This is a genomic window from Halobaculum roseum (assembly GCF_019880245.1).
In the GTDB taxonomy this organism is placed as follows: domain Archaea; phylum Halobacteriota; class Halobacteria; order Halobacteriales; family Haloferacaceae; genus Halobaculum; species Halobaculum roseum.
Window position 1 is genome coordinate 1,499,992 of sequence record NZ_CP082286.1, and the last position, 25,260, is coordinate 1,525,251.

At 68.4% G+C, this 25,260-nt stretch carries 24 protein-coding genes and 2 tRNA genes; 15 read left to right on the plus strand and 11 right to left on the minus strand.

The window, feature by feature from the left end:
* Positions 1 to 247: 247 nt before the first annotated feature.
* Both K6T36_RS07620 and K6T36_RS19170 read left to right on the plus strand, forming a co-directional pair.
* Positions 248 to 318, plus strand: a tRNA-Gly gene (locus K6T36_RS07620).
* Between the two features lie 226 nt (positions 319 to 544).
* Positions 545 to 844, plus strand: coding sequence for a DUF7692 domain-containing protein (locus K6T36_RS19170; RefSeq protein WP_425601459.1), 300 nt, complete (start codon positions 545 to 547; stop codon positions 842 to 844).
* 1,466 nt (positions 845 to 2,310) lie between these two features.
* Here the strand turns inward: K6T36_RS19170 and K6T36_RS07625 are convergent.
* Positions 2,311 to 3,621, minus strand: coding sequence for a tyrosine-type recombinase/integrase (locus tag K6T36_RS07625; RefSeq protein WP_222920745.1), 1,311 nt, complete (start codon positions 3,619 to 3,621; stop codon positions 2,311 to 2,313).
* A gap of 258 nt (positions 3,622 to 3,879) precedes the next feature.
* On the opposite strand from K6T36_RS07625, the gene K6T36_RS07630 reads away from it, so the two are divergent.
* Both K6T36_RS07630 and K6T36_RS07635 read left to right on the plus strand, forming a co-directional pair.
* Complete coding sequence (locus K6T36_RS07630) at positions 3,880 to 4,248, plus strand: DsrE family protein (RefSeq protein ID WP_222920746.1); 369 nt, start codon at positions 3,880 to 3,882, stop codon at positions 4,246 to 4,248.
* Positions 4,249 to 4,305: 57 nt separating this feature from the next.
* On the plus strand, positions 4,306 to 4,566 hold the full coding sequence (locus K6T36_RS07635) for a hypothetical protein (RefSeq protein ID WP_222920747.1): 261 nt from the start codon (positions 4,306 to 4,308) through the stop codon (positions 4,564 to 4,566).
* On the opposite strand, the gene K6T36_RS07640 is transcribed toward K6T36_RS07635, so the two are convergent.
* Both K6T36_RS07640 and K6T36_RS07645 read right to left on the minus strand, forming a co-directional pair.
* Complete coding sequence (locus K6T36_RS07640; RefSeq protein WP_222920748.1) at positions 4,567 to 5,325, minus strand: Nmad3 family putative nucleotide modification protein; 759 nt, start codon at positions 5,323 to 5,325, stop codon at positions 4,567 to 4,569.
* A 96-nt stretch (positions 5,326 to 5,421) separates the two neighbouring features.
* Complete coding sequence (locus K6T36_RS07645) at positions 5,422 to 6,051, minus strand: non-canonical purine NTP pyrophosphatase (protein WP_222920749.1); 630 nt, start codon at positions 6,049 to 6,051, stop codon at positions 5,422 to 5,424.
* Between the two features lie 141 nt (positions 6,052 to 6,192).
* Between K6T36_RS07645 and K6T36_RS07650 the strand changes: the two genes are divergently transcribed.
* On the plus strand, positions 6,193 to 6,912 hold the full coding sequence (locus K6T36_RS07650) for a DUF7119 family protein (RefSeq protein ID WP_225935074.1): 720 nt from the start codon (positions 6,193 to 6,195) through the stop codon (positions 6,910 to 6,912).
* A gap of 69 nt (positions 6,913 to 6,981) precedes the next feature.
* On the opposite strand, the gene K6T36_RS07655 is transcribed toward K6T36_RS07650, so the two are convergent.
* Positions 6,982 to 8,250 (minus strand): M20/M25/M40 family metallo-hydrolase, encoded by a 1,269-nt coding sequence (locus K6T36_RS07655; protein ID WP_222920750.1) that lies wholly within the window; start codon positions 8,248 to 8,250, stop codon positions 6,982 to 6,984.
* A gap of 101 nt (positions 8,251 to 8,351) precedes the next feature.
* On the opposite strand from K6T36_RS07655, the gene K6T36_RS07660 reads away from it, so the two are divergent.
* Positions 8,352 to 8,459, plus strand: a tRNA-Lys gene (locus K6T36_RS07660).
* 166 nt (positions 8,460 to 8,625) lie between these two features.
* On the opposite strand, the gene K6T36_RS07665 is transcribed toward K6T36_RS07660, so the two are convergent.
* Positions 8,626 to 9,084 carry a deoxyuridine 5'-triphosphate nucleotidohydrolase gene (locus K6T36_RS07665; protein ID WP_222920751.1) on the minus strand — a complete coding sequence of 153 codons (459 nt, stop codon included), beginning with the start codon at positions 9,082 to 9,084 and terminating at the stop codon, positions 8,626 to 8,628.
* Positions 9,085 to 9,313: 229 nt separating this feature from the next.
* Here K6T36_RS07665 and K6T36_RS07670 point away from each other — a divergent pair, with 229 nt between their 5' ends.
* Complete coding sequence (locus tag K6T36_RS07670; RefSeq protein ID WP_222920752.1) at positions 9,314 to 11,299, plus strand: aconitate hydratase; 1,986 nt, start codon at positions 9,314 to 9,316, stop codon at positions 11,297 to 11,299.
* A 269-nt stretch (positions 11,300 to 11,568) separates the two neighbouring features.
* Here the strand turns inward: K6T36_RS07670 and K6T36_RS07675 are convergent, their stop codons facing one another.
* On the minus strand, positions 11,569 to 12,429 hold the full coding sequence (locus tag K6T36_RS07675) for a hypothetical protein (RefSeq protein WP_222920753.1): 861 nt from the start codon (positions 12,427 to 12,429) through the stop codon (positions 11,569 to 11,571).
* Between the two features lie 125 nt (positions 12,430 to 12,554).
* On the minus strand, positions 12,555 to 13,361 hold the full coding sequence (locus K6T36_RS07680) for a cytochrome b (RefSeq protein WP_222920763.1): 807 nt from the start codon (positions 13,359 to 13,361) through the stop codon (positions 12,555 to 12,557).
* A 301-nt stretch (positions 13,362 to 13,662) separates the two neighbouring features.
* Here K6T36_RS07680 and K6T36_RS07685 point away from each other — a divergent pair, with 301 nt between their 5' ends.
* The 8 genes from K6T36_RS07685 to K6T36_RS07720 all read left to right on the plus strand — a co-directional run bounded on the left by K6T36_RS07685 (position 13,663) and on the right by K6T36_RS07720 (position 19,002).
* Positions 13,663 to 14,523, plus strand: coding sequence for a helix-turn-helix transcriptional regulator (locus tag K6T36_RS07685; protein ID WP_222920764.1), 861 nt, complete (start codon positions 13,663 to 13,665; stop codon positions 14,521 to 14,523).
* Positions 14,524 to 14,578: 55 nt separating this feature from the next.
* Positions 14,579 to 15,160, plus strand: coding sequence for a GNAT family N-acetyltransferase (locus tag K6T36_RS07690; protein WP_225935075.1), 582 nt, complete (start codon positions 14,579 to 14,581; stop codon positions 15,158 to 15,160).
* 331 nt (positions 15,161 to 15,491) lie between these two features.
* Positions 15,492 to 15,989, plus strand: coding sequence for a hypothetical protein (locus K6T36_RS07695; protein ID WP_222920767.1), 498 nt, complete (start codon positions 15,492 to 15,494; stop codon positions 15,987 to 15,989).
* 319 nt (positions 15,990 to 16,308) lie between these two features.
* Positions 16,309 to 16,770, plus strand: a complete 462-nt coding sequence (locus K6T36_RS07700) for a DUF5810 domain-containing protein (protein WP_222920768.1) — start codon at positions 16,309 to 16,311, stop codon at positions 16,768 to 16,770.
* Between the two features lie 56 nt (positions 16,771 to 16,826).
* Complete coding sequence (locus tag K6T36_RS18890; protein ID WP_225935076.1) at positions 16,827 to 17,414, plus strand: DUF5809 family protein; 588 nt, start codon at positions 16,827 to 16,829, stop codon at positions 17,412 to 17,414.
* A 31-nt stretch (positions 17,415 to 17,445) separates the two neighbouring features.
* Entirely contained in the window at positions 17,446 to 17,847 is a 402-nt protein-coding gene (locus tag K6T36_RS07710; RefSeq protein ID WP_222920769.1) for a hypothetical protein, read from the plus strand.
* Positions 17,848 to 18,029: 182 nt separating this feature from the next.
* On the plus strand, positions 18,030 to 18,542 hold the full coding sequence (locus K6T36_RS07715; RefSeq protein ID WP_225935219.1) for an NUDIX hydrolase: 513 nt from the start codon (positions 18,030 to 18,032) through the stop codon (positions 18,540 to 18,542).
* 82 nt (positions 18,543 to 18,624) lie between these two features.
* Positions 18,625 to 19,002: a rhodanese-like domain-containing protein gene (locus tag K6T36_RS07720; RefSeq protein ID WP_222920771.1), complete on the plus strand. Its 378-nt coding sequence runs from the start codon at positions 18,625 to 18,627 to the stop codon at positions 19,000 to 19,002.
* On the opposite strand, the gene K6T36_RS07725 is transcribed toward K6T36_RS07720, so the two are convergent.
* The 4 genes from K6T36_RS07725 to K6T36_RS07740 form a co-directional block, all read right to left on the minus strand.
* Positions 18,991 to 21,198, minus strand: coding sequence for a CARDB domain-containing protein (locus K6T36_RS07725; RefSeq protein ID WP_222920772.1), 2,208 nt, complete (start codon positions 21,196 to 21,198; stop codon positions 18,991 to 18,993). The two genes, K6T36_RS07720 and K6T36_RS07725, sit on opposite strands and share 12 nt — an antisense overlap.
* 205 nt (positions 21,199 to 21,403) lie before the next feature.
* Positions 21,404 to 21,697 (minus strand): stress response translation initiation inhibitor YciH, encoded by a 294-nt coding sequence (gene yciH, locus K6T36_RS07730; protein ID WP_073307091.1) that lies wholly within the window; start codon positions 21,695 to 21,697, stop codon positions 21,404 to 21,406.
* Between the two features lie 124 nt (positions 21,698 to 21,821).
* Positions 21,822 to 24,167, minus strand: coding sequence for a transglutaminase TgpA family protein (locus K6T36_RS07735; protein ID WP_225935077.1), 2,346 nt, complete (start codon positions 24,165 to 24,167; stop codon positions 21,822 to 21,824).
* The gene (locus tag K6T36_RS07740) at positions 24,164 to 25,258 is read right to left on the minus strand and encodes a DUF58 domain-containing protein (protein ID WP_222920773.1); all 1,095 of its coding nucleotides are present in this window, start codon (positions 25,256 to 25,258) and stop codon (positions 24,164 to 24,166) included. The genes K6T36_RS07735 and K6T36_RS07740 overlap by 4 nt, the downstream gene beginning before the upstream one ends.
* Positions 25,259 to 25,260: the final 2 nt, after the last annotated feature.

Genomic DNA, 25,260 nt, shown 5'->3' on the forward strand with positions numbered 1-25,260 from the left:
GCGGATCGTGGACGTGCGTCCAGTTCCGTGGCGACGCCGGCGACCGATTAGTTGAAGTGTTGCGATGGGGAACGTGGATGTACACGCGAGCGCCACGTCGCCCGTGGGACGGCGAGCGAGCGCCGTTGGTGAGCGATTCCGGAGGAATCGCGAGCCTCGGGGCGCGAGCGAACGAAGTGAGTGAGCGCGCCGTTGCGTTACGGAGTGAAGCGACGTAACGCTCGGGGCGAACGAGCAAAGCGAGTGAGCGCCGTTGGTCCAGTGGTAGGACAAAGCCTTCCCAAGGCTTTAGCCCGGGTTCAATTCCCGGACGGCGCACTACTCTTTCACTCGGTCGGCCCATACCAGAATCTCCCGAGCCAATGGAGCGGCAGGTAAACGGGAATTGATGTGTGCAATTTCTCACCCGCCGCGTAAATCTAACTCGCAATTACTGTTACCGTTTTGTAATTAACTAGCCCTCATATATAAAGAGAAGCAGGAATCCGCCGTTTGAGATAGTCGGCTACGATATGGATTTGGCCAGTGTGTGCAATTCCTAGTCGTGCGAATCCGCACCGACGGTAACAAATCGTATCGAACCCGGCTATACGACCGAGCGGCTAGATCGTGGGGAGTAGCGACCCGAGCGGATGCGATTGACAAGTCATGTCGGTTTTCTAGTCAACTAATCCCGGCGCTGGCGGAAGCGAATAGTCACCCGGACATGACCGACGACTTGCGTGAAGTGTTATCTAACCCGATCATCGAATTGACCAGAACGACCCGGTCTGAATATTCGGTGATTCTCCCCAACGGGAAAGAGATCACACGGGAACAAGCAGATATCCAACCAAACAAGTGACTGAATGCTACACTATCAGCATAAAGATAGACGGCTATGTTGCAACCCTATTTTCAACAGTATTGAGGTGAAATGGCCGATAGAAAGGGACTGCGTATTTCACAGCGGTAGTGTGACGAGACCCTTCAGTATTCAGTTTCGGTACTACATCCCATCGCTGTTGAAACGAACGAATGTTCAACTCCTTCATCGGGCTGTACATACACACCGGTTGCAGAATCGTTACAATCGAATGCCGATTGCGGTACGGTGAGTCCAGTTGTTTCATCTGAGACAGTAATAGAGGTCTCATACGCTGAAGGTGCCATAATCCCGATTTGGGCGATCCCCTGAGATGGGAACTGTAGTTCAGTGTCGATAGCAGGTTGGGAAGCTTTCTCGTCTTGGACTCGGAGTGCAATCTGTCGCCCACTATTTTGCTGATTCTCGACCACAACGTAGTGCGGGCGAATCTCGCTTGGGAGGTCCTCCCGATCTCCAACGCGAAACGTGACGAAGGGTCCTTTTGTTGACTTTACCTCTAATGGTACTTCCCACTCGCGAGAACCGCCCTCCTTTCTAGTTGCATCCGTCACTCTGGAGTGAGGCGATTGAACCGTCCCACCGGTCTTCTGTTCGCTAGTAGTCGGACTTTGAGTATCGGTCAATTCATCAGATGAACCGTTCTCTGTCGGCGTAGTAGCGCACCCGGCAAGTGTACAGACCACTGCTCCCCCAACCAATCGGAGAGCCGAACGTCGAGATTGGACCATATGTCTGATAGCTATCTAATTGGTAAGTGCTTTCTCTGTAGTCAACAGTTAATTCTGTGTTCGTCAAGGTCTGCTTCGCTAAGGCGAGGAGAGAGCGACAATAATTCTCTCACACTGTCCTCCGTCTCGGGAGCTGCTGACTGAGTCATCGTGGGTGGTGCTTCTGGTGTGAATGTTCGCTGTTCTGTGCCTGTACTTGCCGCAATTGCGTACCTATCAATGGCGATCGCTATCTGCCAACCCGCACAAGCCAAACTCCGCGCGTTACCTTCTGAGAATCCTTCCTCCGAATCCATCACCACGAACTCGTAGGAATACCCGTCTGGCCCTTGGTACTGACCGATAGCACCGTCAGTCGCTCCCAATGGTGACCAAGCCGGTTCGTGTTCCTGAGTGCCGTGAAACTCCCACGAATCGGTTGAATCTGGCAGGTAGGACTCAGGGCCAGATTCAGCCACTGCTCTCGGAGTCGAACCTGTATCTCTGCCTGAGCAGCCCGAAACAGCTGTAAGAACAGCAGTTACTCCAAGACAGAACTGTCGGCGATTCATAAATTACGCAGATGCCGTCTTAGGTAAATGCTTTCTCCGTATCGGTCAATCGAGAGTAGTGTTAATTACGTGCCCTGTATCTAACGGACTGATTCCAGGCGACTGTCCGTTAGTTGCTGTGGTCGGAATCAGTTCAGTTTTCACCCGAATCGATCTTTGCCAGTCATAGATCCAATTCCTCCTTAACGTCGGCCATCAACTCATCTTTTAATTCGCTAAGGACCGCCTCCTTCGCACCGGGGTTTTCGAGAACTTCCTTAGCGACATTCACCCCTTTGTCCTCAGACGGAGAACCTTCCCCGCGACTATCCCATAACCGCGACTCCGCGACCCGCTCCATTTGGTCCGAATCGTGTTTCAATGCGAGGCCACACGACGGACAGAAAGACGCCCCGGTTAGATCGGAGATCGGAGTATCACAGGCCGGGCAATTCTCGAATAGGTGTTTCTCCTCATCCGCTTCTTCTTCTATACCATAGTGTAGCTCAATGTCCCTAGCTTTCGATTCGTCCGAAAGACTCCCGTAGCGCGCTAGCTGTGGCGAATCCTCTCCCCACCCGACCATGTATTTAATCCACTGATCGGAAAGTCCATCCCGAATCATCCGGCGAATCGCGGTGTGTCGTAGCCGGTGCGTCTTTTGTTTGTGTTTGTCAATCCCGGCACGGTCGCCCGCCCGCTTTAGCGCCTTAGTGATACCAGATACGCCAAGAGCATCACCAAGGTCGTAGCCGTTTCCGGACCGTTGACAGACAAATAGCGCCGCCTCTGGATCCTCGGGCCATGTGGGATGTTCGTTAATCCACCGAGCGACGTAGGGCGTCGCCCATAGAAGCGGACGGTAGCCCTCCGCGCCTTTTAGTCCGATAGCTTCGGGATTTAAGTGGAATCCGCCGCTGTTTCCCTCGATTTTCACGTCTTTACATAAGACGGAACCCATAGCGGATCGCCTCTGTCCGGTGGCGAGCCACATAGCCCACATGGCGGAATCGCGGGTATTTGAGACGCCAATCAGCCGGGAGGTTTCCGAAGCCGTGAAACAATCCGCTTCGGTGATTTTGCCGTCCGAGGGTTGACCGACCCTAATATCCTCATTCCATTCTTTGCCTAAGTGGTTGAGGTAGATCGAAAGACACCGTTTGATATTACCGACGTAGCTTTCGGAATATCCGCCCGCGGGCGCACCGTCGAGTGTCCCGTTCTGCAACCCAAGGACGAAATCAGTATGGTCGGAACCATATTCGGAGTGTTCCCAGTCAACGACCGGTTTCTCGGCTAGCTCACAAGCACGACGAAGGTTGGTTAGTAGATTCGCCTGCGTCGAAGGCTCAAAATCCCCCGACGCTTCCCTCATGCCGTATAGTGCGAGGATCGCTTTGCGGTCCCGTTCGTCCACCCCGTCGGACTCACGTAGGTTTTTCTCGGCGCGGTTCTTCTTCTTGACGGAGCCCGAGGGGTCGGTTGCTTCGGCCATCCGGTTGAGTAGCCGCGTGGTGCTAGCATCAAGCTAACTGTTCTACTCACCCGCTAGCTTCCCAAGCTAATAGCCCGGGTTCAATTCCCGGACGGCGCATGTCTCGAACGCCGGTGAGAGACATCGCCGACGGGAATTGAAGTAGATCGGACGCGCGCAGCGGCGCGAGCACGTCCGAGCGTGGTTCAATTCCCGGACGGCGCACTTCCGGCGAACTCGAACGAAACAGCCACGGCGCCGCCGACCGCGTCGTCGGGTATGCGCACCGTCTTCCACGTCTCCACCGTCGATCAACTCTCGTACGTCGACGCGAAGGTCCGGAACCTTCTCGGCGACGACACGGTGTCGGTCACGTCCGTCGCGGTCGTCGTCGACAGCCCCGCGGTCATCGACGCGGCCGCCGAGGATGAGGGTCGCGAGCGCGTCGAGGCCGTCCTCGCCGCGGGCGAGAGCGAGGACGGCGCCGCCGGCGAGGACGCGGACACCGCGTTCCGCGTCTGCTCGAACGCCCTGCGGGGCGCGACGGCGACGCTCGACGACCTCCCCGCGGGCGTCGAGTCGGCGTCCTCCGGCGTCGGCGAACTCACCCGGCTCCAGGGCGACGGCTGGGCGTACATCCGCCCGTAGGCTCGCGTACGTTCACCGGCGCCAACATATATCACCCCGACGCGACGACAGCGACGTATGCCCCACCGAACCGGTATCTCGCACGCCGTCGCCGCGTTGGCGGCGATGGTGTCGGCCTCGTATCTGAAGGACGTCCTGAAACACCTCGTGAGCGCGCCCGAACTCGTCGCGTACGCCAACGCGGCGGGCGTCCATCTGGTCGACCGTGTCGGCGCGGCGGCCGCGACCGACACGGTGGCGGGCGTGGCCGCCGCCGGGCTCCTCGTCGTCCTCACGTTCGTGTGGGGGTGGGCGTACCACCACCGCGTTATCGGGTGATCACGCCGGCCAGTCGGCCGGGTCCGCGTCGATCCGCTCGCGCAACGTCGCGGTCGCGTCGGCGTCGTACCGGAGGACGCGCCGCCACCACGGGCCCTTCCCCGAATCGGCCGAGAGATCGGTGACCAGCCGGTTCGCGTCGGCGCCGCCGGCGGGCGTCGACAGGGGGACCGCGCGGTCGAACAGCCGCGAGCCGTCGGGGTCGCCGCGGACGAGCACCGCGGCGTCGAACGACTCGCGGCGGGCGTGGGCGTTCGAGGCGAACCGCGCCCGGGTCGCCGCGTCGGCCTCGCGGTACCCGTCGCCGGCGAGCACCTCCGCGACGCGGAACTCGCCGATCAGGAAACAGCCCCACTCCTGCGGCAGCCAGTCGACGCGATCAGCTCGGGCGGGGTGGTCTGCACGGTTGGAGCGGTCGGCGTCCCCCTCGCGGACGGTCAACGTCGCGTAAAACAGGAGGGAGTCGCCGGGCTCCAGCGCGGAGATCGGTCGGGCCTTGACGCCGTGGGGATCGCCGTAGGTGTACGCCTCGCGACCGAGCGCGTCAGCGAACTCCGGATCGAGGTGGACCGGGCGGTCGACCGCGTCGTCGGGGACGTACGCGGCGAGGTCGAGGTCGGCGTAGGTGGGGACCGGCTCGGCGGTCGGCTCGCGCTCGGGGATCGGGACGTAGACGAACGAGCCGTCCGGGTACACCGGCCCGCGGCGACCCGGGAGGTTCGTGTTGGCGGCGACGTTGATGGCGACCGCGCGGGGCATGCGATCGCGTTGCGGCGGCCACGGCTTAGCGTCGGCGACCGCGGCGCGTGTCGGCCGCCGTTCGCCTCGCACGACCGTCAGCCGTGGTTCGCTTCGCTATCGCTCAGCGAACCACACCCCGAACTTCTCCAACGCCCGCCCGCGGTGGGAGATCGCGTTCTTCTCTGCGGCGTCCATCTCGGCGAACGTCGACCCGTCGTACTCGAATATCGGGTCGTAGCCGAAGCCGCCGTCGCCGCGCGCCTCGACGATCTCGCCGCGGACGACGCCCTCGAACAGCTTGACTGGGAGGGGCTCGGTCTCCGCGTCGTCGCGCTCGGCCCCCGTCGCGGCCGCGGCGACGCGGTCGTCGCGGTCGATCGGATCCGGGGAGGCGTCGAACGGCTCGCCGTCGCAGTACGCGAGCACGCAGCGGAACGAGGCGCGGCGGTCGTCGAGTTCGGCGTCGACGAGCCGACGGACGGCCTCGACGCCGATCGTGTCCTCGACGTACGCGGAGTACGGGCCGGGGAAGCCGTCGAACCCGCGGACGAACAGGCCGGCGTCGTCGACGAGCACCGGCTCGCCGGCGTGGCGGTACGCCTCGCGGGCGCCGCGGGCGGCGATCGGCGCGAGATCGTCGGCCTGGATCTCCGTGTAGTCGAAGTCGAGCTGGGAGACCTCGTCGCCGAGGTACTCGCGGGCCTCGCGGACCTTCCCGGGGTTCGTCGTGACGTAGCGGAGCATACCCGCGCTCGGGGCGGCCCCGGCAAAGCGGCGTCGATGTGGCGGGCCTCGGCAACGCGGCGACACCCCGGCCGTCACAGGTCACGGCAGGGACGGCCACCCCCGGGAGCCTTTTGACGCGGCGGAGCCGACGAGTGGACGATGAGTCACGATCGCCCCGGCGACGGCCGTGACGACGAGGACCGCGCCCGGGGGCGGGGTCGACCGCTCGGAACCCGTCGCGCGGACCGCGAGGCGGAGGTCGGCGAGCCCGTGGTCCGGGGCGACCCCGCGGTCACGGGCGAGCGCGCCGAGCGCGCGGCCCGGTTCGACCCCGACGACGACGAGAGCCTCGCCGAGGCCGCCGAGACCGTCCGCCGGTTCGCCAGCGAGGCCGTCGCCGGCGACGACAACGTCGTCATGCTCCGGGGAGCAGCCGCCTGTGCGGCGCTCGTGCGCGGCCACGGCTCGTACAAGGCCGCCGCCGAGGCCGCCGGCGACGGCGTCCAGGTGTCGTTCATCCGCAAGTGGGCCCGCGTGCACGACCTTCCCGAATCGGTCCGCCGGCACGTCGCCCGCGGCCACATCGCGCCGACGGCCGCGAAACACATCGCGCGCGTCGCCGGCGACGCGCGCTTCGACCTCGCGTGGGCGGTCCTCGACGGCGGCCTCACCGTCCGCGAGGTGCGGCGCGCGGCCAGCGCGATCAACGACGGCACCGCCCCCGAGGCGGCGCTCCGGGCCGAAGGTGTCGCACCCGGAACCCTCAGCGTCGACCTGCCGCTCGACGTCTACCGCCGGCTGCGTGACCGCGCGTCGCTGGAGAACCGCGAGCCCGGCGACGTGATCGCCGACTCGCTCGACGCCGCCCGGAAGGACTGACCGGCCGAGGCCGGTCGATTCCGTCGCGGTCGCGTCGTCGTCTTCGCCGTCGCCGTCACCTACGACGGCTCAGTCGCCCGCGAGGAACCCCGCGGCGGCGTCACGGATCACCCCCCGAGCCGTCTCCACCTCCGCCCAGCGGACCGTCTCGTCCGGGAAGTGCGCCCGCTCGACGCTCCCGGGCCCGAACACGACCGTCGGGACCCCCGCGGCGACGTAGTGGCGGTTGTCCGCGCCGTACGTCGCGCCAACGGGTGCGGTGTCGGACAGCCCCGCGTCGGTCATCGCCGCCCGCAACGACCGGACCACGGGTTCGTCGGCGTCGATCTCGGCCGGTTCGAACATGATCGAGAACCGGTCGAACTCGGGCGGGTGCTCGCGCAGCCAGTCGTCCTCCGCCACGATCCGTGCGAGCCGTTCCTCGAACTCCGCCTCCACCTCGTCGACCGTCTCGCCGGGGGCGACGCCGATCCGCCACTCGGCGGTCAGCGTTCCCGGCACGGTCGAGGCCCACGACCCCGCCTCGACGCGGCCGCAGACGACGGGCCACGGCACGTCGTACTCCCCGTACAGCGGATGGGTGACGCGCTCGCACCGCTCGGCCTCCAGGTCGGTGAACGCCCGCCTGATCTCCTCGAACAGGGGGAGCGTGTCGACGCCGTTCCACCGCGTCGCGGCGTGGGCGCTCCGGCCCGCGATCTCCAGACGCTTCATCACGGTTCCCTCCGTCGCCGTGACGGCGCGGAGCTCGGTCGGCTCCGCGACGAGGGCGGCGTCGCGGTCGAAGGGGTACGGCGAGTCGAGCGCCGCCGCGGCCGCGCCGATGCCGCCCTCCTCCTCGCCGGCGACCGCCTCGACGACGACCCGGCCGTCGATGCTCAGATCGCCCGACTCGACCGCCTCCCGGAGGTCGAGCGCGGCGTGGACGCAGGCGGCGACGGCGGCCTTCATGTCGACGGCGCCCCGGCAGGTGAGCGTCTCCGCGCCGTCGTCGGCCTCGCCCCACACGGGATCGAAGGGGTCGCTCGTCCAGAGGTCGTCGTCCGCGGGTACCACGTCGAGGTGGCCGTTGAGGACGACCGTTCGGCCGGCGGCGGGGTCGCCGAACGGGAGGACGCCCGCGACGCTCGGACGCCCGGCCGCGTCGATGTCGGCCGGGTCATTCGGGAACGACGAGTGCTCGGCGAGTCGTTCGGGGTCGGCTTCCCACGTGTAGGTCTCGAAGCCGGCGTCGGCGAGGCGGTCGCGGAGCCACTGGGCGGCGGCCGCCTCGTCGCCGTCGGTGGTCTCGAACGAGCACAGCCGGGTCGCGAGGTCCCGCAGATCGGGGACGGTCATGGGTGTCGGTCGGCGGCCGTCGATAAGGTCGTGTGGGTGGCGGCCGGGCCGTCGCCGTCGTTCGTAAACGCTTATGCGCGCACGACGGTATGGTCGGGTGAGGGCTGGTAGCTCAGTTAGGGAGAGCGTCCGGCTTTTAACCCGTTCGGACGGCGCGTGCGTGCGGGGAAGTCACCGGACGGTCGGGGGTTCGAATCCCTCCCAGCCCGCTATTCCTGCGAGCGTCAGCGAGCAGTGAATAGCGCCGGCTGGAGGGATTCGAAGTAGACGGCGGCGAGCGGAGCGAGCCGACGGCGTGGTTCGAATCCCTCCCAGCCCGTTTCTGTGTGCCGCACGCGACGAGCGAAGCGAGGAGCCGCGGTGACGCTCGGGGTCCTATCCCTCGCCGTGGTACGTGCCGTCGTAGTGGCCCTCGTGGTCGGCGGCCGCGAGAACGAACTGCGCCACGCGGGCGCCGGGTTCGATCTCGATCCGGTGGCCCACCTGAAGCAGCCCCTCGCCGCGGCCCTCGTAGCCGGCGTCCCACACCGCGGTGTTCAGCATACAGGAGTTGCGCAGCAGCGTCGACCGCGGGTAGACGAAGCCGACGTGGTCGTCGGGGATCCGCAGGCGCTCGCCGTACTGCAGCACGTACGCGCCGGGGTCGAGGCGGTACAGGCCGTCCTCCGGCTCGATCTCGGCCCGGTCACCGACGCGCTTCCCGTCGCGGGTGATCCGGCCCGCTTCGGCCTGTTCGTACAGGGCGTCGACGGTCAGATCGACGCCGTTCGGCTGGATCTGGTCGTCGTCGACGGGATCGATGTGGTTCGCGACGGCGGCACCCGATTCGAACATACCCGAGGGAGAGACAGGCCGACCGAAAAGCCCGCCGGTCGACAAGCGACCCCGACCACGCGGATGCGACCGTTCAGGAACGCCGGCGACGAGGGATCATTCGACCAGAATGGGAGGCAATACTCGCGTCGACTGTGCAAAAATTACCGGACGGAGCGGCGGTCTATCACGAACGTCGGGGTGGAAACTCGCCGGATTTATATCCGCCGAGCGAGGATACGCGGACGATATGGGACAGACGATTACGGAGCAGATTCTCGACGATCACCTCGTCGAGGGAGAGCTGACACCCGGCGAGGAGATCGGGATCGAGATCGACCAGGTCCTCACGCAGGACACCACGGGGACGATGGTGTGGCTGCAGTTCGAGGCGCTGGACCTCGACGAGGTTCAGACGGAACTGGCCGCGCAGTACTGCGACCACCAGACGTACCAGTTCGACTTCAAGAACACCGACGACCACCGCTTCCTCCGCTCTGCGGCGGGCACCTTCGGCGCGTACTTCTCCCGCCCCGGTAACGGCATCTGCCACCAGGTCCACAAGGAGAACTTCGCCGCGCCCGGCAAGACGCTGCTGGGCTCGGACTCGCACACGCCGACCCCCGGCGGCCTCGGCCAGCTGGCGATCGGCGCGGGCGGCCTCGACATCGCGGTCGCGATGGGCGGCGGGCCCTACTACGTCGAGATGCCGGAGGTCGTGAACGTCCAGCTGACCGGCGAACTCCCCGACTGGGCCACCGCGAAGGACGTCGCGCTCCACCTGCTGGGCGAGCTGACCGTCAAGGGCGGCGTCGGCAAGGTGCTGGAGTACACCGGCCCGGGCGTCGAGGAGCTCACCATCCCCGAGCGGACGACCATCACGAACCTCGGCACCGAGCTGGGCGCCACGTCCTCGATCTTCGGCACCGACGAGAAGACGAAGGACTGGCTGGCGCGCCAGGACCGCGAGGAGGAGTACGTCGACCTCTCGCCCGACGAGGACGCCGAGTACGCCGAGACCATCGAGGTCGACCTCTCGTCGCTGGAGCCGCTCATCGCCAAGCCGTCGATGCCCGACAACGTCGTGCCCGTCCGCGAGGTCGCGGGCGAGGACGTCGAGCAGGTCATCATCGGCTCCTGTACGAACGGCGCCTACGAGGACATCCTCCCCGGCGCGAAGATGCTGGAGGGCCGCGAGGTCGCCAAGAAGACCGAGATGATCGTCGCGCCCGGCTCGAAGCAGGCCTCCGAGATGCTCGCCCGCGAGGGCTGGACGGCCGAGATGATGGCCGCCGGCGTCAACTTCTCCGAGGCGACCTGTGGCGCCTGTATCGGCATCGGCCACGTGCCCGCCTCCGACTCCGTGTCGCTGCGCACCTTCAACCGCAACTTCGAGGGCCGCTCGGGCATCGAGGACGACTCGGTGTACCTGTGCTCGCCCGAGGTCGCGACCGCCGCGGCCATCACCGGCGAGATCGTCGACCCGCGTGACCTCGCCGACGAGCTCGGCGACCTCGAGGCGCCCGGCCTCGAGATGGGCACGAAGTACGGCCCCGGCATGGGCGAGTCCGACCCGGACATCATCAGCCCCGACGAGGCCGTCGACGACGACCTCATCAAGGGCCCGAACATCGGCGACGTGCCCCTGAAGGACGAGCTCGCCTCCGACATCGAGGGCGAGGCGCTCCTGAAGATGGAGGACAACATCACGACCGACCACATCATCCCGGCGACGGCGGACATCCTCAAGTTCCGCTCGAACATCGAGAAGCTCTCGGAGTTCACGCTCTCGCGTGTGGACGACACGTTCGCCCAGCGCGCGCTGGACGCCGACGGCGGCTTCCTCGTGGCCGGCGAGAACTACGGCCAGGGCTCCTCGCGTGAGCACGCGGCCCTGTGCCCGATGTTCCTCGGCGTGGAGGGCGTGCTCGCACAGAGCTTCGCCCGCATCCACAAGGCGAACCTGTTCAACTTCGGTCTCGTGCCCCTCACGATCGACGAGGAGACGTACGAGAACATCGACCAGGGCGACGACGTCGAGATCGTCGACGACGTGGGCGAGGGCGTCCGCAACGGCGCCACCGAGTTCACGGTCCGCGTGAACGACGACTGGGAGGCCACGGCGCACCTCGACGCCTCCGAGCGCGAGCGCAAGATCCTCGCGGCCGGCGGGAAGCTCTCGTGGACGAAGCAGCAGCACGAGTCCGGCAGCGGCGCGGCGCCCGCCGACGACTGAAGCGAGGTCGAGCGGAGCGAGGCCTCGTAGAACGGCGGTGAGGTCCGAACGGCCGAACCGCCAACGAACAGGGCGAGGTCGAGCGGAGCGAGACCTCGTAGAACGGCGGTGAGGTCCGAACGGCCGAACCGCCAACGAACAGGGCGAGGTCGAGCGGAGCGAGACCTCGTAGAACGGCGGTGAGGTCCCGTGCCGCTCCGCCCACGAAACCGACCGTTCGTTCGGCCAACGCGACCGACGACGCCGAGAACCGTCGCGCTCTCGGCCGCTCACAGCGAGACGTCGGCCGATTCGACCGGCCGTGCGGCCCGCCTCGACGCCTCGTTCCGAACCGCCCGCTCGTAGGAGCCGACGAGCGCGAGCGACCACACCACCGACAGCGCCGCCCACAGCGGACTCAATCCTGACATCGTGGGGTTGAACACGGAACTGACGGCGAGCATCGTGGCGAGCAGGGCGGCGGCGTACACCGACGGGCGACCGCGCGTCCCGAACGCGCCGAGCACCGCGAGCGCGACGAGGCTCAGCCCGTAGTAGCTCATCGTCGCGTAGTGGCCGAGCGCCCGGTGTTCGTCGGTCAGGACGGCCCGGAGCGTCAGTTGTCCGGAGACGTACAGGAGCACGGGAACGACGGCGAGGAGTGCGATCCCGAGCACGACGGGCTTGGCGGCGTCGCCGTCGAGTCCGCCCAGCGGGATCAGTTCGGCGCGCGCCGGGTGGAGCGCGGCCGCGAGGTACACCGGCGCGAAGAACAGGAGCACCGAGGGGTCGAACGCGCCCTCGATCGCCGCGAGCGCGAGCGCGAGCCCGAAGTCGATGCTCGTGAGCAGGAGCGCGATCCGCATGGCGGCGACGCGCTTGGCGGGCCGGTACAACTGCACCAGCATCGCGGCACCCCAGATCCACACCCACGTCGCCAAGGCGATGTCGTGGACGAAGTGGATCGTGTCCGCGAGCACCGGGTCGACCCACGCGAGGAACACCCCGCGCAGGACGAAGTCGAACGCGAGCAGCCAGAGGAACACGAACGCGAGCACCGAGAGGGAGAACACGGCGGTGCGAGCGAGGGCGAACACGCTCCGCTCGCGGAGCGACTGTACCGTCGATGCGGCCGCCGACTGTGTTGCCATTGCGGGAGAACGGACGCGACGTGTCTATATCATGATGCGTACTGGAATCCGTTCACGGAGTGAAACGGTCGTACCTCGGACAGGTGTTCGGTTCCTCCGGGGTATTCGCCGTCGGCGCGACCCGATCAGTGTGGCTCCGCGATGCCCTGCACCCACACGATGCCGATGTGGATGGCGACGAGCGTCGTCACCACGAACGGGAGCAGGAACACGTGGACGATGTACATCCGCTGGAGGGTGGCCTGACTGGGCGAGAAGCCCCCGAACAGGAGTTGCGTGACCCACTCGCCGACGAGCGGGATGGAGAGGAACAACTCGACGCCGATCTGACCGGCCCAGAACGCCAGTTGGTCCCACGGGAGCAGGTAGCCCGTGTAGCCGAACAGCATCGTCAACGAGATGAGTACGACGCCGAGCAGCCAATTGAGTTCGCGCGGTTCCTTGTAGGCGCCGGTGAAGTAGACGCGCAGCATGTGCAGGAACACCGCGGCGGTCATCACCTGCGCGGACCACCGGTGGATGGAGCGCAACATGAAGCCGAACTGGAGGTCCTGCATGACGAACGCGATCTGCTCGTACGCGATCGACGCCTCGCCGGGGGCGGCCGATCCGACCGCCGGCACGTAGTAGAATCCGAGTAACGCGCCCGAGACGGCCGCGACGACGTACGAGAGGAGGCTGAAGAAGCCCAGCGAGTACAGCGGATACCAGTACCAGAACTTGTTGTCGAGATCGTACTGCTCCGTGTGGGACTTGGGGAACTGGAGGTTCGACCGGTAGTACAGCGACTCCAGCAGTTCGAGGTAGTCGACGACGCGGAGCCGCCGGTCCACCCATATCAGGATCCGCAGGTAGCCGGACTCGAGCGGCGTGAGGTCCTGTCCCGCGAGCCAGCCCTCGTGGTCGTGATCGCCCTTCCGTTCGAGGCTCATGGCCGATACCGTGCCGGATCGGTCCCGGTGTCCGAGTGCATCGTATCCCTCGTGATCTCCGGGGTCCGAACGGCCATAATGATTCTCAGTGACATGTTTTCAGTCGGGGACGGGATTTCACTCCCTGAAAGGCGGCTCCGTCGCTCGAACCGCCCGCTGTTCCCCGGAAGAACGGCCGTATCGGACGTTCACGGAGACGTAACTATATGCTGTCTCGCGTGAAACACTCACGACTGTATCGGGCCTAGTCGACCGGTCCCTCGGCGAGGGATCGGCCGTGGACGGTCCGGGGAGGCGCGACGTGACACCCGCCACACCGCTCGACGACGTGGAGTTCCTCGCCAGATCCAGCCACCGCGTCGAGGTGCTGCGGACGCTCGCGTCGGGCGCGCGGAGCCGGGCCGACCTCCACGACACGACCGGCATCTCCCAGCCGACGCTGGGGCGCATCCTCGGGGCTTTCGAGGACCGCAACTGGGTGGAGCGTCCGAACGGGGAGTACGCGCTCACGCCGTGCGGCGAGTTGATCCGCGCGGAGTTCGACGGACTGCTCGACACGGTCGACACCGTGCAGCGACTCGGCGACGTGGTCGAGTCGTTGCCGTTCGCGGACCTGGACATCGACGTCGGGGAGTTCGGGGACGCGACCGTGACGAGGCCGGAGAACGGGAACGCGTTCCTGCACCTCCGCCGGATCGAGGAACTGTACTACGGGGCCGACCGCGCCCGGATCCTGAGTCCGACGGTCGCGCCAGGGTCGATCGAGGAGCACCGGAGCCGGATGGCGGAGTTCCTCCACAGCGACAGACACAACGAGGCCATCGTCTCCCCGGAGGCGATGAGTCAGGAACTGACGAACGGGAGCCTGAGTTGGGAGCCGACGGGCGGGCCGTCCGAGGGTCCGCCGCCGGACGAGGAGACCGCCGAGTTGATCCGCGAGGCGCTCGAGACGGGGCGCGTGGGTTCGTACCTGTACGAGGGGGAGATCCCGTTCATGCTGGGGGTGGCCGACGACGTGACCATGATCGCCCCGACGGACGAGCGGGGCGTCCCGACGGCGGTCGTCGAGACGACCAACGCAACGGCCCGCTCGTGGGCGGAAGACCTGCTCGACGACTACCGGGACCGATCGGTGAAGCTGACGGCCGAGACGTTCCTGTAGCTCCGTCGGCGCGTTCGCCATCGGGCTTATCCCTCACAACTTCGTTATGCGAGGCGTGACTACCTCGCGCGGATCCGCCGCCGGCGACGACGCGGACGGCGAGGCGCGGATCCGCCCGGTCGACCGCGCGGACCTGCTCGGCGTGTTCCGCATCGAGAAGGCCGTGTTCACCCAGCCGTGGCCGTACGCGGCCTTCGAGGGGCTGCTCGACGCGCCGGGGTTTCTCGTCGCCGAGGGCGAGCCGGGCGGCGACGGTCGGCCGGACGCGGGCGGGAACGCGATCGACGAGGCCATCGACGCCGGCGACGTGGTCGGCTACGTCGTCGGCGACGTGACGCCGAACCACGGACAGGACATCGGCCACATCAAGGACCTCGCGGTGCGTCCCGACGCGCAGGGACGGGGGCTCGGCCGGCGACTGCTCCGGGCGTCGCTGTCGGAGCTGGCGGCGGCGGGCGCGAGCGTGGTGAAGCTGGAGGTGCGCGAGAGCAACCACCGCGCCCAGGACCTGTACGACGACGAGGGGTTCCGGCCGGGGCGGCGGATCCCGCGGTACTACGGCGACGGCGAGGCGGCGTTCGTGATGCGACTCGACCTGGGCGAGTGGGTCCGCGAGCGCAACGCGGGCGAGTCGTAAGCTGAAGCCACGGGGCGGACGATGACCATGATCCGGGTGAACATTCCTTTGGGTGGTCAGAACTGCTTCAACGACACAATACGGACTAAGTGAAGACCACTTCCACTACGCGTACCTTACGAACCGCGGGTATTTTATCCAACCGAGAAGATTTGTTGGCAATTGAATGGATGCGTTCGGGGATGCATCGGGCGATCTACGTAGTCTGTTGACGAAAGACTGTGATGTGTATGTCGCGGCTGTCGTTTGGGGCGATCGGATGTCATGTGCCAGGTGCGCGAACAAGACAGTCCGGCGGGTAACCGACGTTGCAGAGGCGAAGTGGAGGGATATGAATGATGTCCAGAAGCGGCGGATGATGGGGTGCTTCAGTGATAACGACCATCTGCAGTTCGGATATGCGAAATTCGAGCGTCATCAGCTACAATCCCTCCAGTTAAGCCATCTACTGTATCAGAATGTTTGTCTTCCACCGGACTGGGATCTCGCTCTTGAGGGATTCGCATATGGCGAAGTCTTGTTCGAGATGGGTGCTCCAGAAGAGCAACGCGCGACGTTTACATTCGATCGTGTAGCGTCAACACCTCAGTGTAAAGCGGTCAGAGATCATGTCCTCGAATTCGTGGGGGATGTTGAGGTGTCATATAAAGGCTCACGGAAAGAGGGAGGAATACAAGCTGCAGACTGTTTTGCAGGTGCTGTCGCTGAGGATCTGAAACGAGACACTGATTGGCTATCGTATATCGACGAGAGGCGGATCACTGAGAGTAGTTTCTCTTCACTCGCACAGCTCGAGAATAAGCTTCACGAGTATGAAACCGGACCGTGATTGGCCTCCCACCCGCCAGCCCGACCGGGTGACGTCCCCAAAGTACGGAATGTCTACCCAGCCAGACGAGGTGATTTTCTCACCTATGCGAGGTCATCGCCCTCTCACGGCTTTATCGGTATCATACACTACATTGTGTTGAGTAAAGGGTTTTTTGGTTATTCTGTCAGTAGTGGATATCAAGCGAGTCGCGAGCAACGCGGACGATCAGGTTGCAGCCTACGTCGAAGTCACTCCCAATGATCCTGATAGATCGGATCGCAGTGATGCGGCGACCGCGGACGGCAGTCGTTTTCACGCTCGGCGCCCCAGTCGGCGTATGGGATACGCCTGTCCGGTGTGCGAGACGCCCCAGCGCGACGGCGAGCACCTCGCGAACCACCTGGCGTTCACGGCGATGCTCCACGGCGACGAGCACGAGGACTGGCTGGACGAGCACGTCGACGACTGGGGCGACCGCACGCCCGCGGACCTGGCGTCGGCGGCGACCGAGTTCGCCGAGGAGACCGAGTACGACGAGGTGTTCGAGGATACGACGGGCAATGGGCACGGCCACCACGACCACGCGCACGGCGACCCCGCACGGTCGGACGTGACCGGCGACCCGACGGGCGGCGCCGCCGAGGCGGTCGTCGACGAGGCGGTCGAGTCGGTACTGGAGGAGGCCCAGGAGTTGACCGAGGAGATGTACGGGTTGGACGAGGACGGCGACGCCGACGGCGACGACGGCGGACCCCCGAAGGGAGCAGGCGACGAAGCCGACGACGCGACCGAGGAGTAGCCGGCCGCGGTCCCGGAAGGGAACGACTCTTGGCTCGCACGCCCGCACCGACGGGTATGGATACCGAAGGGACGCTCGCGCCGGCGACGCCCGCGGAGGCCCGCGAGGAGTACGAGACGCTCGTGCCCGCCGCGAAGGTCGCCGTCCGCGAGGCGGCGAAGGCGATGGAGTTCGACCGCGAGGAGTACGCCGACCGCGTCACCGGCGAGGTGATCGAGACGGTTCGCGACGCGCTGTTCGCGTCGCTGCTGGAGGTTCACGTCGGCACGCGCGAGGAGTACGAGGCGTGGCTCGACGACCACCCCGAGTACGAGCCGGACATGGCCGGCAGCGACAACGTCGACAACGTCGTCTGGCACCCGGTCGCGTTCGCGCCCGACAGCGAGGGCGAGCGAAGCGAGTCCTCGGGGCGAGCGGGGAGCGGTGCGGGGCGCGAGCAAAGCGAGCGCCCCGAGAAGTCGAGCGGGGAGCGGGGCGACCCGCGAGACGGAGAAGCGACCCGCGAGCGCACCAAGCCCGTCGTCGCGGCGACGTGGCAGGCCGAGCGCGAGGCCGCGCTCGGAACGCTCCGGCGGCGCGCGTTCGGCCGGGCGTACCGACCCGTCGTCGACGGCGGCGGCGAAACCGGAAGCGACGAGGCATAACGCGTTTGCGCCGTCGTCCCCTACCGCGCCCATGCGACCGGTCACCCGGAAATTCCTCGTCGGCATCGTCGCCGTCGTCCTCCTCCTGCTCGCGCTCGGGGCGCTCCCGTCGTATCTGGGTTCGGGCGACCCGTACTACCTGGAGGCGACCCCCGCGGCCGAGGCCGAGGGCCCCGCCTACGAGCTGAACGCGACCGAGGGCGGCATCGCCGAACAGCGGTTCCGGTACTTCTTCTCGGCGGTCGAGTCGGACGACGGGCGCTCGGAGGCGTACCGCCGGGGGCCGTACGGCCTGAAGGAGGAGTTCAGCCACTCGCCGTTCGACGAGCTGTCGACGTTCCGGGAGTTCGCGCCCGCGGGCGCCGTCGACGGCGACGCCGTCTTCGTCCGGTACAACGATACCCGTTACCGCGTAACCGTCGTCCAACCGTGAACGACGACAGCCGCGACGCCCACGACGGCGCGAACAGCGCGAACGACGCGAACGGTGCAACCGACGCGAGCGGTGCGAACCGGGCGACCGGCTCGGAGGGGGACGCCGACGAGTGGACATCCGACGAACCCGACTTCGGCGACGGCCGCCGCCACGACTGGCCGGGCGAGCCCGAGTGGCCCGTGCTGGAGACGGCGGTGGAGTACGAGACGGGCTGGGTGACGGCCGGCTACGACCTCGTCGAACACCCCGACGGGTCGACGAAGAAGTACTACTGGTCGGAACTGGCGACGGCCGTGGTCGTCGTCGCCCGCGCCGGCGACGACCTCCTCATGGTCGAGCAGTACCGCCCGACCGTCCGCAACACGCAGCTGGAGCTCCCCGCGGGCATCGTCGAGGCCGGCGAGTCGTACACCGGGGCGGGCCGACGGGAACTCCGCGAGGAGACCGGATTCGCGGCCGACTCGCTCTCCGTGCTCGGCGAGGTGCAGTGTACGACCGGGCTGCTTCGCCACACCCGCGGGTTCGTCTTCGCGGAGGGGCTCGAACCCGTCGGACAGGAGCTCGACGACAACGAGTACCTCGTCCCCCGGGCGGTCCCCGTCGACGAGGCGGTCGACGTGGTTCGCTCGCCGCCGACCAACGACGCGACCCTGGAGGGCGTGCTGCTCGCCCGCGAGGAGGGGCTGCTGTAGGGGCGCCGACCGGCGATCGACGGGCTCCGACGGGGTCGCCGACGGCGGAGCGCTTTTCACCCGGCGACGGCTCCCCACGGGCATGGACGGCGAGATCACGCCCGACGAGGTCGAGCGGCTCCTCGCGGAGGACGCGGACGTCCGCGTCGTCGACATCCGCTCGCCGGGGGCGTACGAGCGCGGCCACATCCCCGGCTCCGAGAACGTCCCGTTTCAGGACCTGCCCGACCGGGTGGCGTCGCTGACCGGGAGCGAGCACATCGTGACGGTGTGCCCGCACGGCAAGGCGAGCGTCCAGGCGGCGAACCTCATCACGTCGTTCGAGGGAACGACCGAGGCGCGCGTCGAGAGCATGGCCGGCGGGCTGGAGGCGTGGGACGGCGAGCTCGAAGCCGGCGCCGGCGACGACGAACCCGCGGACGCGCGCGAGGCCGACGAGGGCCCGCAGTCACCCTTCTGACCGGCGCCCCCGCAGGGCCGCCAGCGCGAGCGCGACCGCCAGCGACGCCGCGGCCGCGCCGACGCCGAATCCGGGGGCGGAGACGCCGAGGTCCCCGCCCGCGTCGCCACCGCTCGCGTCGTCTCCCCCGCTCCCTCCGTTCGCCGCCTCGACGGTGAGCGACGCCGTCGCGTCGCCGACCGACACGGTGTAGGTGCCCGGTTCGTCGACGCGGATCGGTACCCGCAGCGTCGCTGCGTCGTCGGGCGCGACGCGGACGCGCTCGGTCGCGACCGTGCGGCCGTCGACGCGGACCGCGAGGTCGCCCGCGGCGGGAACCTCCCCGTCCGCGACGACCTCGGCGCTCACCAGCACCGCGTCGCCGGCGGCGACGGTCGTCCGGTTCAGCGACACCGAGGCGACAGCGGGCGTCGACGGTTCCTCGACGAGCACCTCGTAGGTGTGCCCGCGCACCGTCAGCGCGTACGTCCCGGGCTCGGTCGGCGTCCACGACAGCGACACGGTCGCGTTCTCCCCCGCCGCGAGCGTCCCGTTGGCGACGGCGACCGTCCGGTCGTTCGCCGCGAGCGCGACCCGGTAGTCGCCGTCGGCGCCGCCGTCGTTCGAGACCGACAGCGGGACGGTCAGCGTCTCGCCGACGGCGACCGTGACCGGCGGCGCGAGGCTCGCGTTTCGGTACTCGCCCTCGACGCCGACCTCCGCCGGCGATTCGACCGCGATGCGGGCGACGGGGGTGCCGAACGCCGTCTCGTGGCCCGACGCCGACCACATCTCGGGCGCGGCGTCCGTCCGGACGAACCGCCCGGTCTCGTCGGCGACCGATTCGTCGCCGGCCTCCGCGACGAGCGCGAGGAAGCGGTCTCCGGAGACGGGCTCGGAGTCGGCGTTTAGGCGCGTGAACACCGTGTCGAAGCTGGCGCCGCCGTCGGCGGCCAGCCGGACCCGACGGTCGGTCTCCCCGACGACGAGCGAGCCCTTGCGGTAGGGCGTGGCCGTCGTCCACGTGCGCTGGTCGGCGAGCACGTCGTCGGCGTACGGCGCCTCGGCGCCGCGTTCGAGGTGGTCTGCGAACGCCGGGAAGTCGATCAACCCCTGTCGGAGCGCGAGCAGGGCGGCGTAGTAGTCGGCCGAGCCCTCGATCACCCAGCGCGTCTCGGCGGTCGTCGCGAACGACTGCCGCGTGTGGACGTACTCGTGGAGCCAGGCGCTTCGGGGGTCCGCGAGCGGCTCGTCCGCGCGAACCCACGCGTCGGCGTCGCCCGTCTGGATCCCGGCGACCGCCCAGTCAACGCCGGTCGGCGCGGCGACGAGGAACACCGACTCGTCGCGGTCGCCGACGCGGAGCGTCTTCGAGGCCGACGCCAGCGAGTCGAGCACGCGGTCCGGCGGCGCCCGCATCGCGTCGGCCGACTCGGCGGGGACGACGAGCCGGAACGTCTGTCCGTTCGCGCTGTGCTCGCGGACGGTGTGCTCGCCGAGGAACGCCACGCGCTCGCCGACGGCGCCCGGTCCGTCGGTCGTCGTGTCCCGCGAGAGCCCCACGGTGTCGCCGCGGTAGCGCCACGACACGCCCGTCCCCGGAACCTGTACGAGCGCCCAGGGACCGGGGTCGGCGAACACGTATCCCTCGTCGCCGGCGGCGGAGGCGGAGTCAGTGGTTCCCTCCGGCGATCCACCAGAGTGTAGCTCGGTCCGGGCGAGTCGCCCCGACGTGGTCGTCCGGTTGACCGGGAGGCGATAGCGGATCGTCGGCGACGCCGTCTCGCCGTCCCACTCGTAGGTGTCGCCGTCGGTCGCGTCGAACCCGTCGGTCGTCACCGACTCGGCGTCCGCGGCGAGTTGGGCCTCGATGGCGGTGACGCGGTCGGGGGACTCGAACCGGAGCGTGACCGCGACCGATCCCGGCCGATCGGGGGTGAGCGCGAGCGTCGTCGTGAGCCGGATGTCGTCGCCGGCGGCGGTCGAGGCGGCCGTCGGCGACGACGACGCCGAGGCGGTTCTCGGCGACGACGCGGAGCCGATCGCCGTCGGGGGATCGGAACCGATCGCCGTCGGAGGCTCGACGGGAGCGATAGCTACGGCGTCAGCGTCGGCGTCGCGGCCGGCGTCCGCCGCCGGCGCGGCCGCGACCGCGGGCGCGACGAGCGACGTGACGAGGCAGACGACGACGAGCGCGACGAGGCCTCGCTGCTGCATTGGCTCCCGGTAGCGCGAGGGCGGCTAAAGCCGTTGGCGTCTCGGTGGCGTCGGTCGGCGGATCCCGGACGGGGTCGAGACAGCGGTGTTCCGGCGGTGTTCGACGACGGTGAGCGACGGTTCGCGACGACGCAGTAGCTCGCGGCGTCGAAAACGGGAGAACGGAACGCGACTGCTCGAGTGCGGTGTCAGGTCGGTCCGATGGTCACGCGACGTTGAACCCCTTGTCGCGGAGGAACCCCTCGACGCGGCCGCTGTGGTTCCCCTGCAGTTCGATGGCGCCGTCCTCGACGGTGCCCCCGCAGGCGAACTTGGACTTCAGGTCGCTGGACAGCGAGTCCATGTCCACGTCCTTGGGATCGAATCCTTCGATGACCGTTACCTCCTTCCCGTACCTGCGCTCGTCGATGCGGATCGAGATCTCCTGAGACTCCTTGGCCACGTCCTCGCAGACGCAGAGTTCCTCAGGCAGACCGCACGTCGAGCATACCTCGGACATTTCCGCCCGAACCTACAAGAGCGCCGTATTAAATCCTGTCGGGTGTTCGCATACGGATTTCGACCCACGGGCGCGCGGTCGCCGAGAGTCGGGAGGGACGCGGAGGCGGCGGCCGGATCGTCGATCACGTCGGCTTGCCGGCACCGCCCAAGCGCCGGAGGACCGGGGCGTGGCGGCGGACCAGGTCGTCGGCCGCCTCGACGGCCCGCCGGGCCTCCGCCTCGTCGACGCCGCCCCCGTAGCGGGCGCGCTCGTACGCCTCCGCGACGGTGCGGGCGGACTCGCCGAACCGGTCGCGAGAGAGCGCCCCGACGTACTGCCGGGGCGTCTCGCCCGGGCGACGCGGTCGGTAGACGACCGACGCGAGGTACTCCAGGCGCCGGAACGCCCGCTCGGCGTCCGTGTCGGGGTCGGCGCTGGACTGGTGGAGCAGCCAGACCGTCCGTCGGACCCGCCCCGTCAGGCCGAGGCGGCGCGCGCCGGCGACGACGCCGACCAGCGCGGCGGCGCCGACGACGACGTCCTCGCGGGTGGGCGTCCATCCCTCGTCGCCGTCGCCGCCGCCGGATCCGCCGCCGGCGGGCGTCGCGTTCGCGGTGAGGCCGCCGGGGCCGGCGGTGGCGACCGTCGCGTTGCCGAACTGGTCGATGCCGGGGTCGACCGCCTCGGCGCCGGGGTCCGAGTTGGCGGGAGTGGAGCCGGCGTCGGGTGTCGCGGTCGGCGTCTCGTAGCTCCCGTCCTCCGAGCCCGCGGCGTCGACGTTCTCGGTTCCCTCCTCGCGGGCGGACTCGACGCTCGCCTGTTCGGCGGTCTCGCGCGGGCCCGACGGGGTGGGGTCGAACCGGACCCAGCCGTGGCCGGGGAAGTACACCTCGACCCACGCGTGGGAGTCGAGGCCCCGGACGACCCACTCGTCCTCGGCGACGCGCTGGCCGGACGTGTAGCCGGTGACGAACCGGGCCGGGACGCCCTGGGTTCGCAACATCGCGACCATCGTCGTCGCGTAGTAGACGCAGTAGCCCGCGTCCATCTCGAACAGGAAGCTGTCGGCGGTGTTGCCCTGCGGGGGCGGCACGTCCAGCGAGTACTCCTTCGTCCGTTCGAGGTACCGCTCGACGGCGACGGCCGCCTCGTAGGGGTTCGACGCGTCCGCCCGGTCGATCACCTCGGCGGTGCGCTCGCCGACGCGATCGGGCGTGCTCTCGGGCAACTGCGTGTACCGCGAGGAGACCGACGACGGGTAGTCCGTCCCGGCGCGGCGGAGTTCCCCGGCGGTCGCGTTCGGGCGCTGGCTGACGACGGTGTAGGTGTCGTTCTCCAGCAGCGTCGTCCCGGGCTTGAGCCCGCCGTGGTCGGTCACCTGCGCGGTGTCTGCCGCGCGGCCGCGGAGTTCGACGGGCTTCCACGCCGCCGGCAGCGCGTCCATCTGCCCGCGCGCGGTCACCCGCTGGGTGAGGCGGTCGCTCTCGCCGGCCGGCTCGCCGAGCGATCCGGATCCGGAGTAGGGACTCGTCTCGCCCGTTCTGACCCACCTTCCGCCCGTGTAGCGGTCGTACGAGCCGACGCGCCAGTAGGCGGGCTCGTCGGCCTCGACGGTGAAGCGGACCTCGGGCGAGAGGCGGATGCTCCCGAGCACGCCGACGGAGTCGGTGTTCGCCACCAAGCTCGACTCGACGGTCGGGGAGTCGCCGCCGGGGAGCACGGGGTTCGTCGCGCTCCCGGGGACGACGGTGACGACGGAGGTGACGACGACCATCGCGGCGACGACGACCGCGAGCGTGTCCCACTGGGCGAGCACGCCCGAGCGCCCGGCGGCGGCCAGCTCGGAGAAGCCGATCGCGAGCGTGACCCCGACCGCGGCCGCGAGGGCGACGCCGACGCCGGCGTCGCCGGTGAGGACGAAGAAGCCGGTCGTGGCCGCGCCGACCGTCGCGGCCGCCGGGTAGCGCCGGCGGACGAGGAAGTACGTCGAGAGGAACGTCGGCACGGGGACGAGAAACAGCGCCCACGCGCCGGCGTTGAGCAGCCGCAGCACCGACAGCCCCGTGAGCAGCGCGAGCACGTCGCCGGCGACGCGCCCGGCGGTGAACAGCGCGCGCGCCGACGGCGGCACCGACATGAAGTAGCCGACCAGCGCGAGCGCGAAGCCGACGGCGGCGAGGCCGACGGCGGTCCGCTCGCGGAGGAAGCCCCCGAGCCACGCGGCCGCCGCCGCGACGACCGCCACCTCCATCAGGAGGAACGTCGCGCCCCCGACCACGTCGACGACGTGGTGGAACACCGCGAGAAAGGACGCGACCGCGAGGGCGACGCCGGCAGCCGCCGGAGTTCGGACCGCCGCGGCGACCGAGTAACGGCCGGCGGCGTCCCCGTCGTCGCCTCCGGAACCCCCGCCGCGGTCGGCGGAGCCGTCGCCGGCGGTCCGTCCGGATCCCATCCCGCCGAACCGGTTTCCGACGGGCGTGCTCACGCGATCACCTCCCCGTCGCCGGCGGCCTCGCGACTCCCTCGGGCGCGATCGAGGCGCGGGTCGGGGCGCGAGACGCCGTACGTCGCGGGCCGGTCCGAGCGGAAGTCGGCGAACTCGTGGTCCTCGCCGGCGACGGAGACGCGGACGCCGTCGGCCTCGCCGTAGACGGTGACGTCCGCGTCGGCGTCGGCGACGCGTCCGGGTCCGATCACCGCCAGCCGCTCCAGCAGGCGCACCTGGCTGCCGCGCTCGCCGGTGACGGTGAGCGTTCCGTCGGGGAGGGACACGTCGACCGGGACGCCGTCCTCGACGAGTGCGAGCGCGATGCTCGCGGTCGCCTCGGCCATGCCGTCGGCGGCGCCGGGCGCCGCGGCCGCGCCGGCGGCGACCGAGACCGCCTCCGTCTCCGCCTCCGCGGAGAACTCCTTGACGATGAGGTCGTCGCGCTTGGCGGTCGACTTCCAGTGCACGTCGCGCAGCGAGTCGCCGCGGTCGTACTCGCGGAGGCGGTCGAACTCGCGGCGCTCCTCGTGGACGCCCGTCTCGTGGAGCGCGCGCAGGTCGCGGCGCGCCCAGCCGGCGATGGCGTGGACCGCGGGGTAGACGAGCACCTCGCTCGTCTCCGTCGTCGAGAGGTCGGTCTCCGCGAGCCCGAGCGCGTCGCGGGCGGTCACGCCGGCCGGGCCGAGGCGGTGGCGTCCGCGCGACTCGTAGGTAACGTCGTACTCGACGGGGACGGCGCCGACGACCGTCTCGAAGACGACCCGGTCGGCGTCGACGCCGTCGCCGACCCGCTCGCGGACGCGGCCGGCGAACGGGCGGTCCATTCCCTCGTCGGCGCTCGGGCGGGGGCCGTCGCGGTCGCCGAAGAACAGCCGGACCGGATACGTCCGGCCGACGTGGTCGTCCGGCGGCACGTCGCGCGCGACCGCCGGGGGCTCGACCCAGCGTAGCTGAAGGTAGGCGGCGCTCAACGCGACGATCGCGGGCACGACGACGGCGTTGAGCGATCGCGGGCCGAACGCGAGCCCGGAGGCGACCGCGACGACCGCGACGGCGACGACCGCCTTCCCGCGTCGGGTGAGCCGCATCG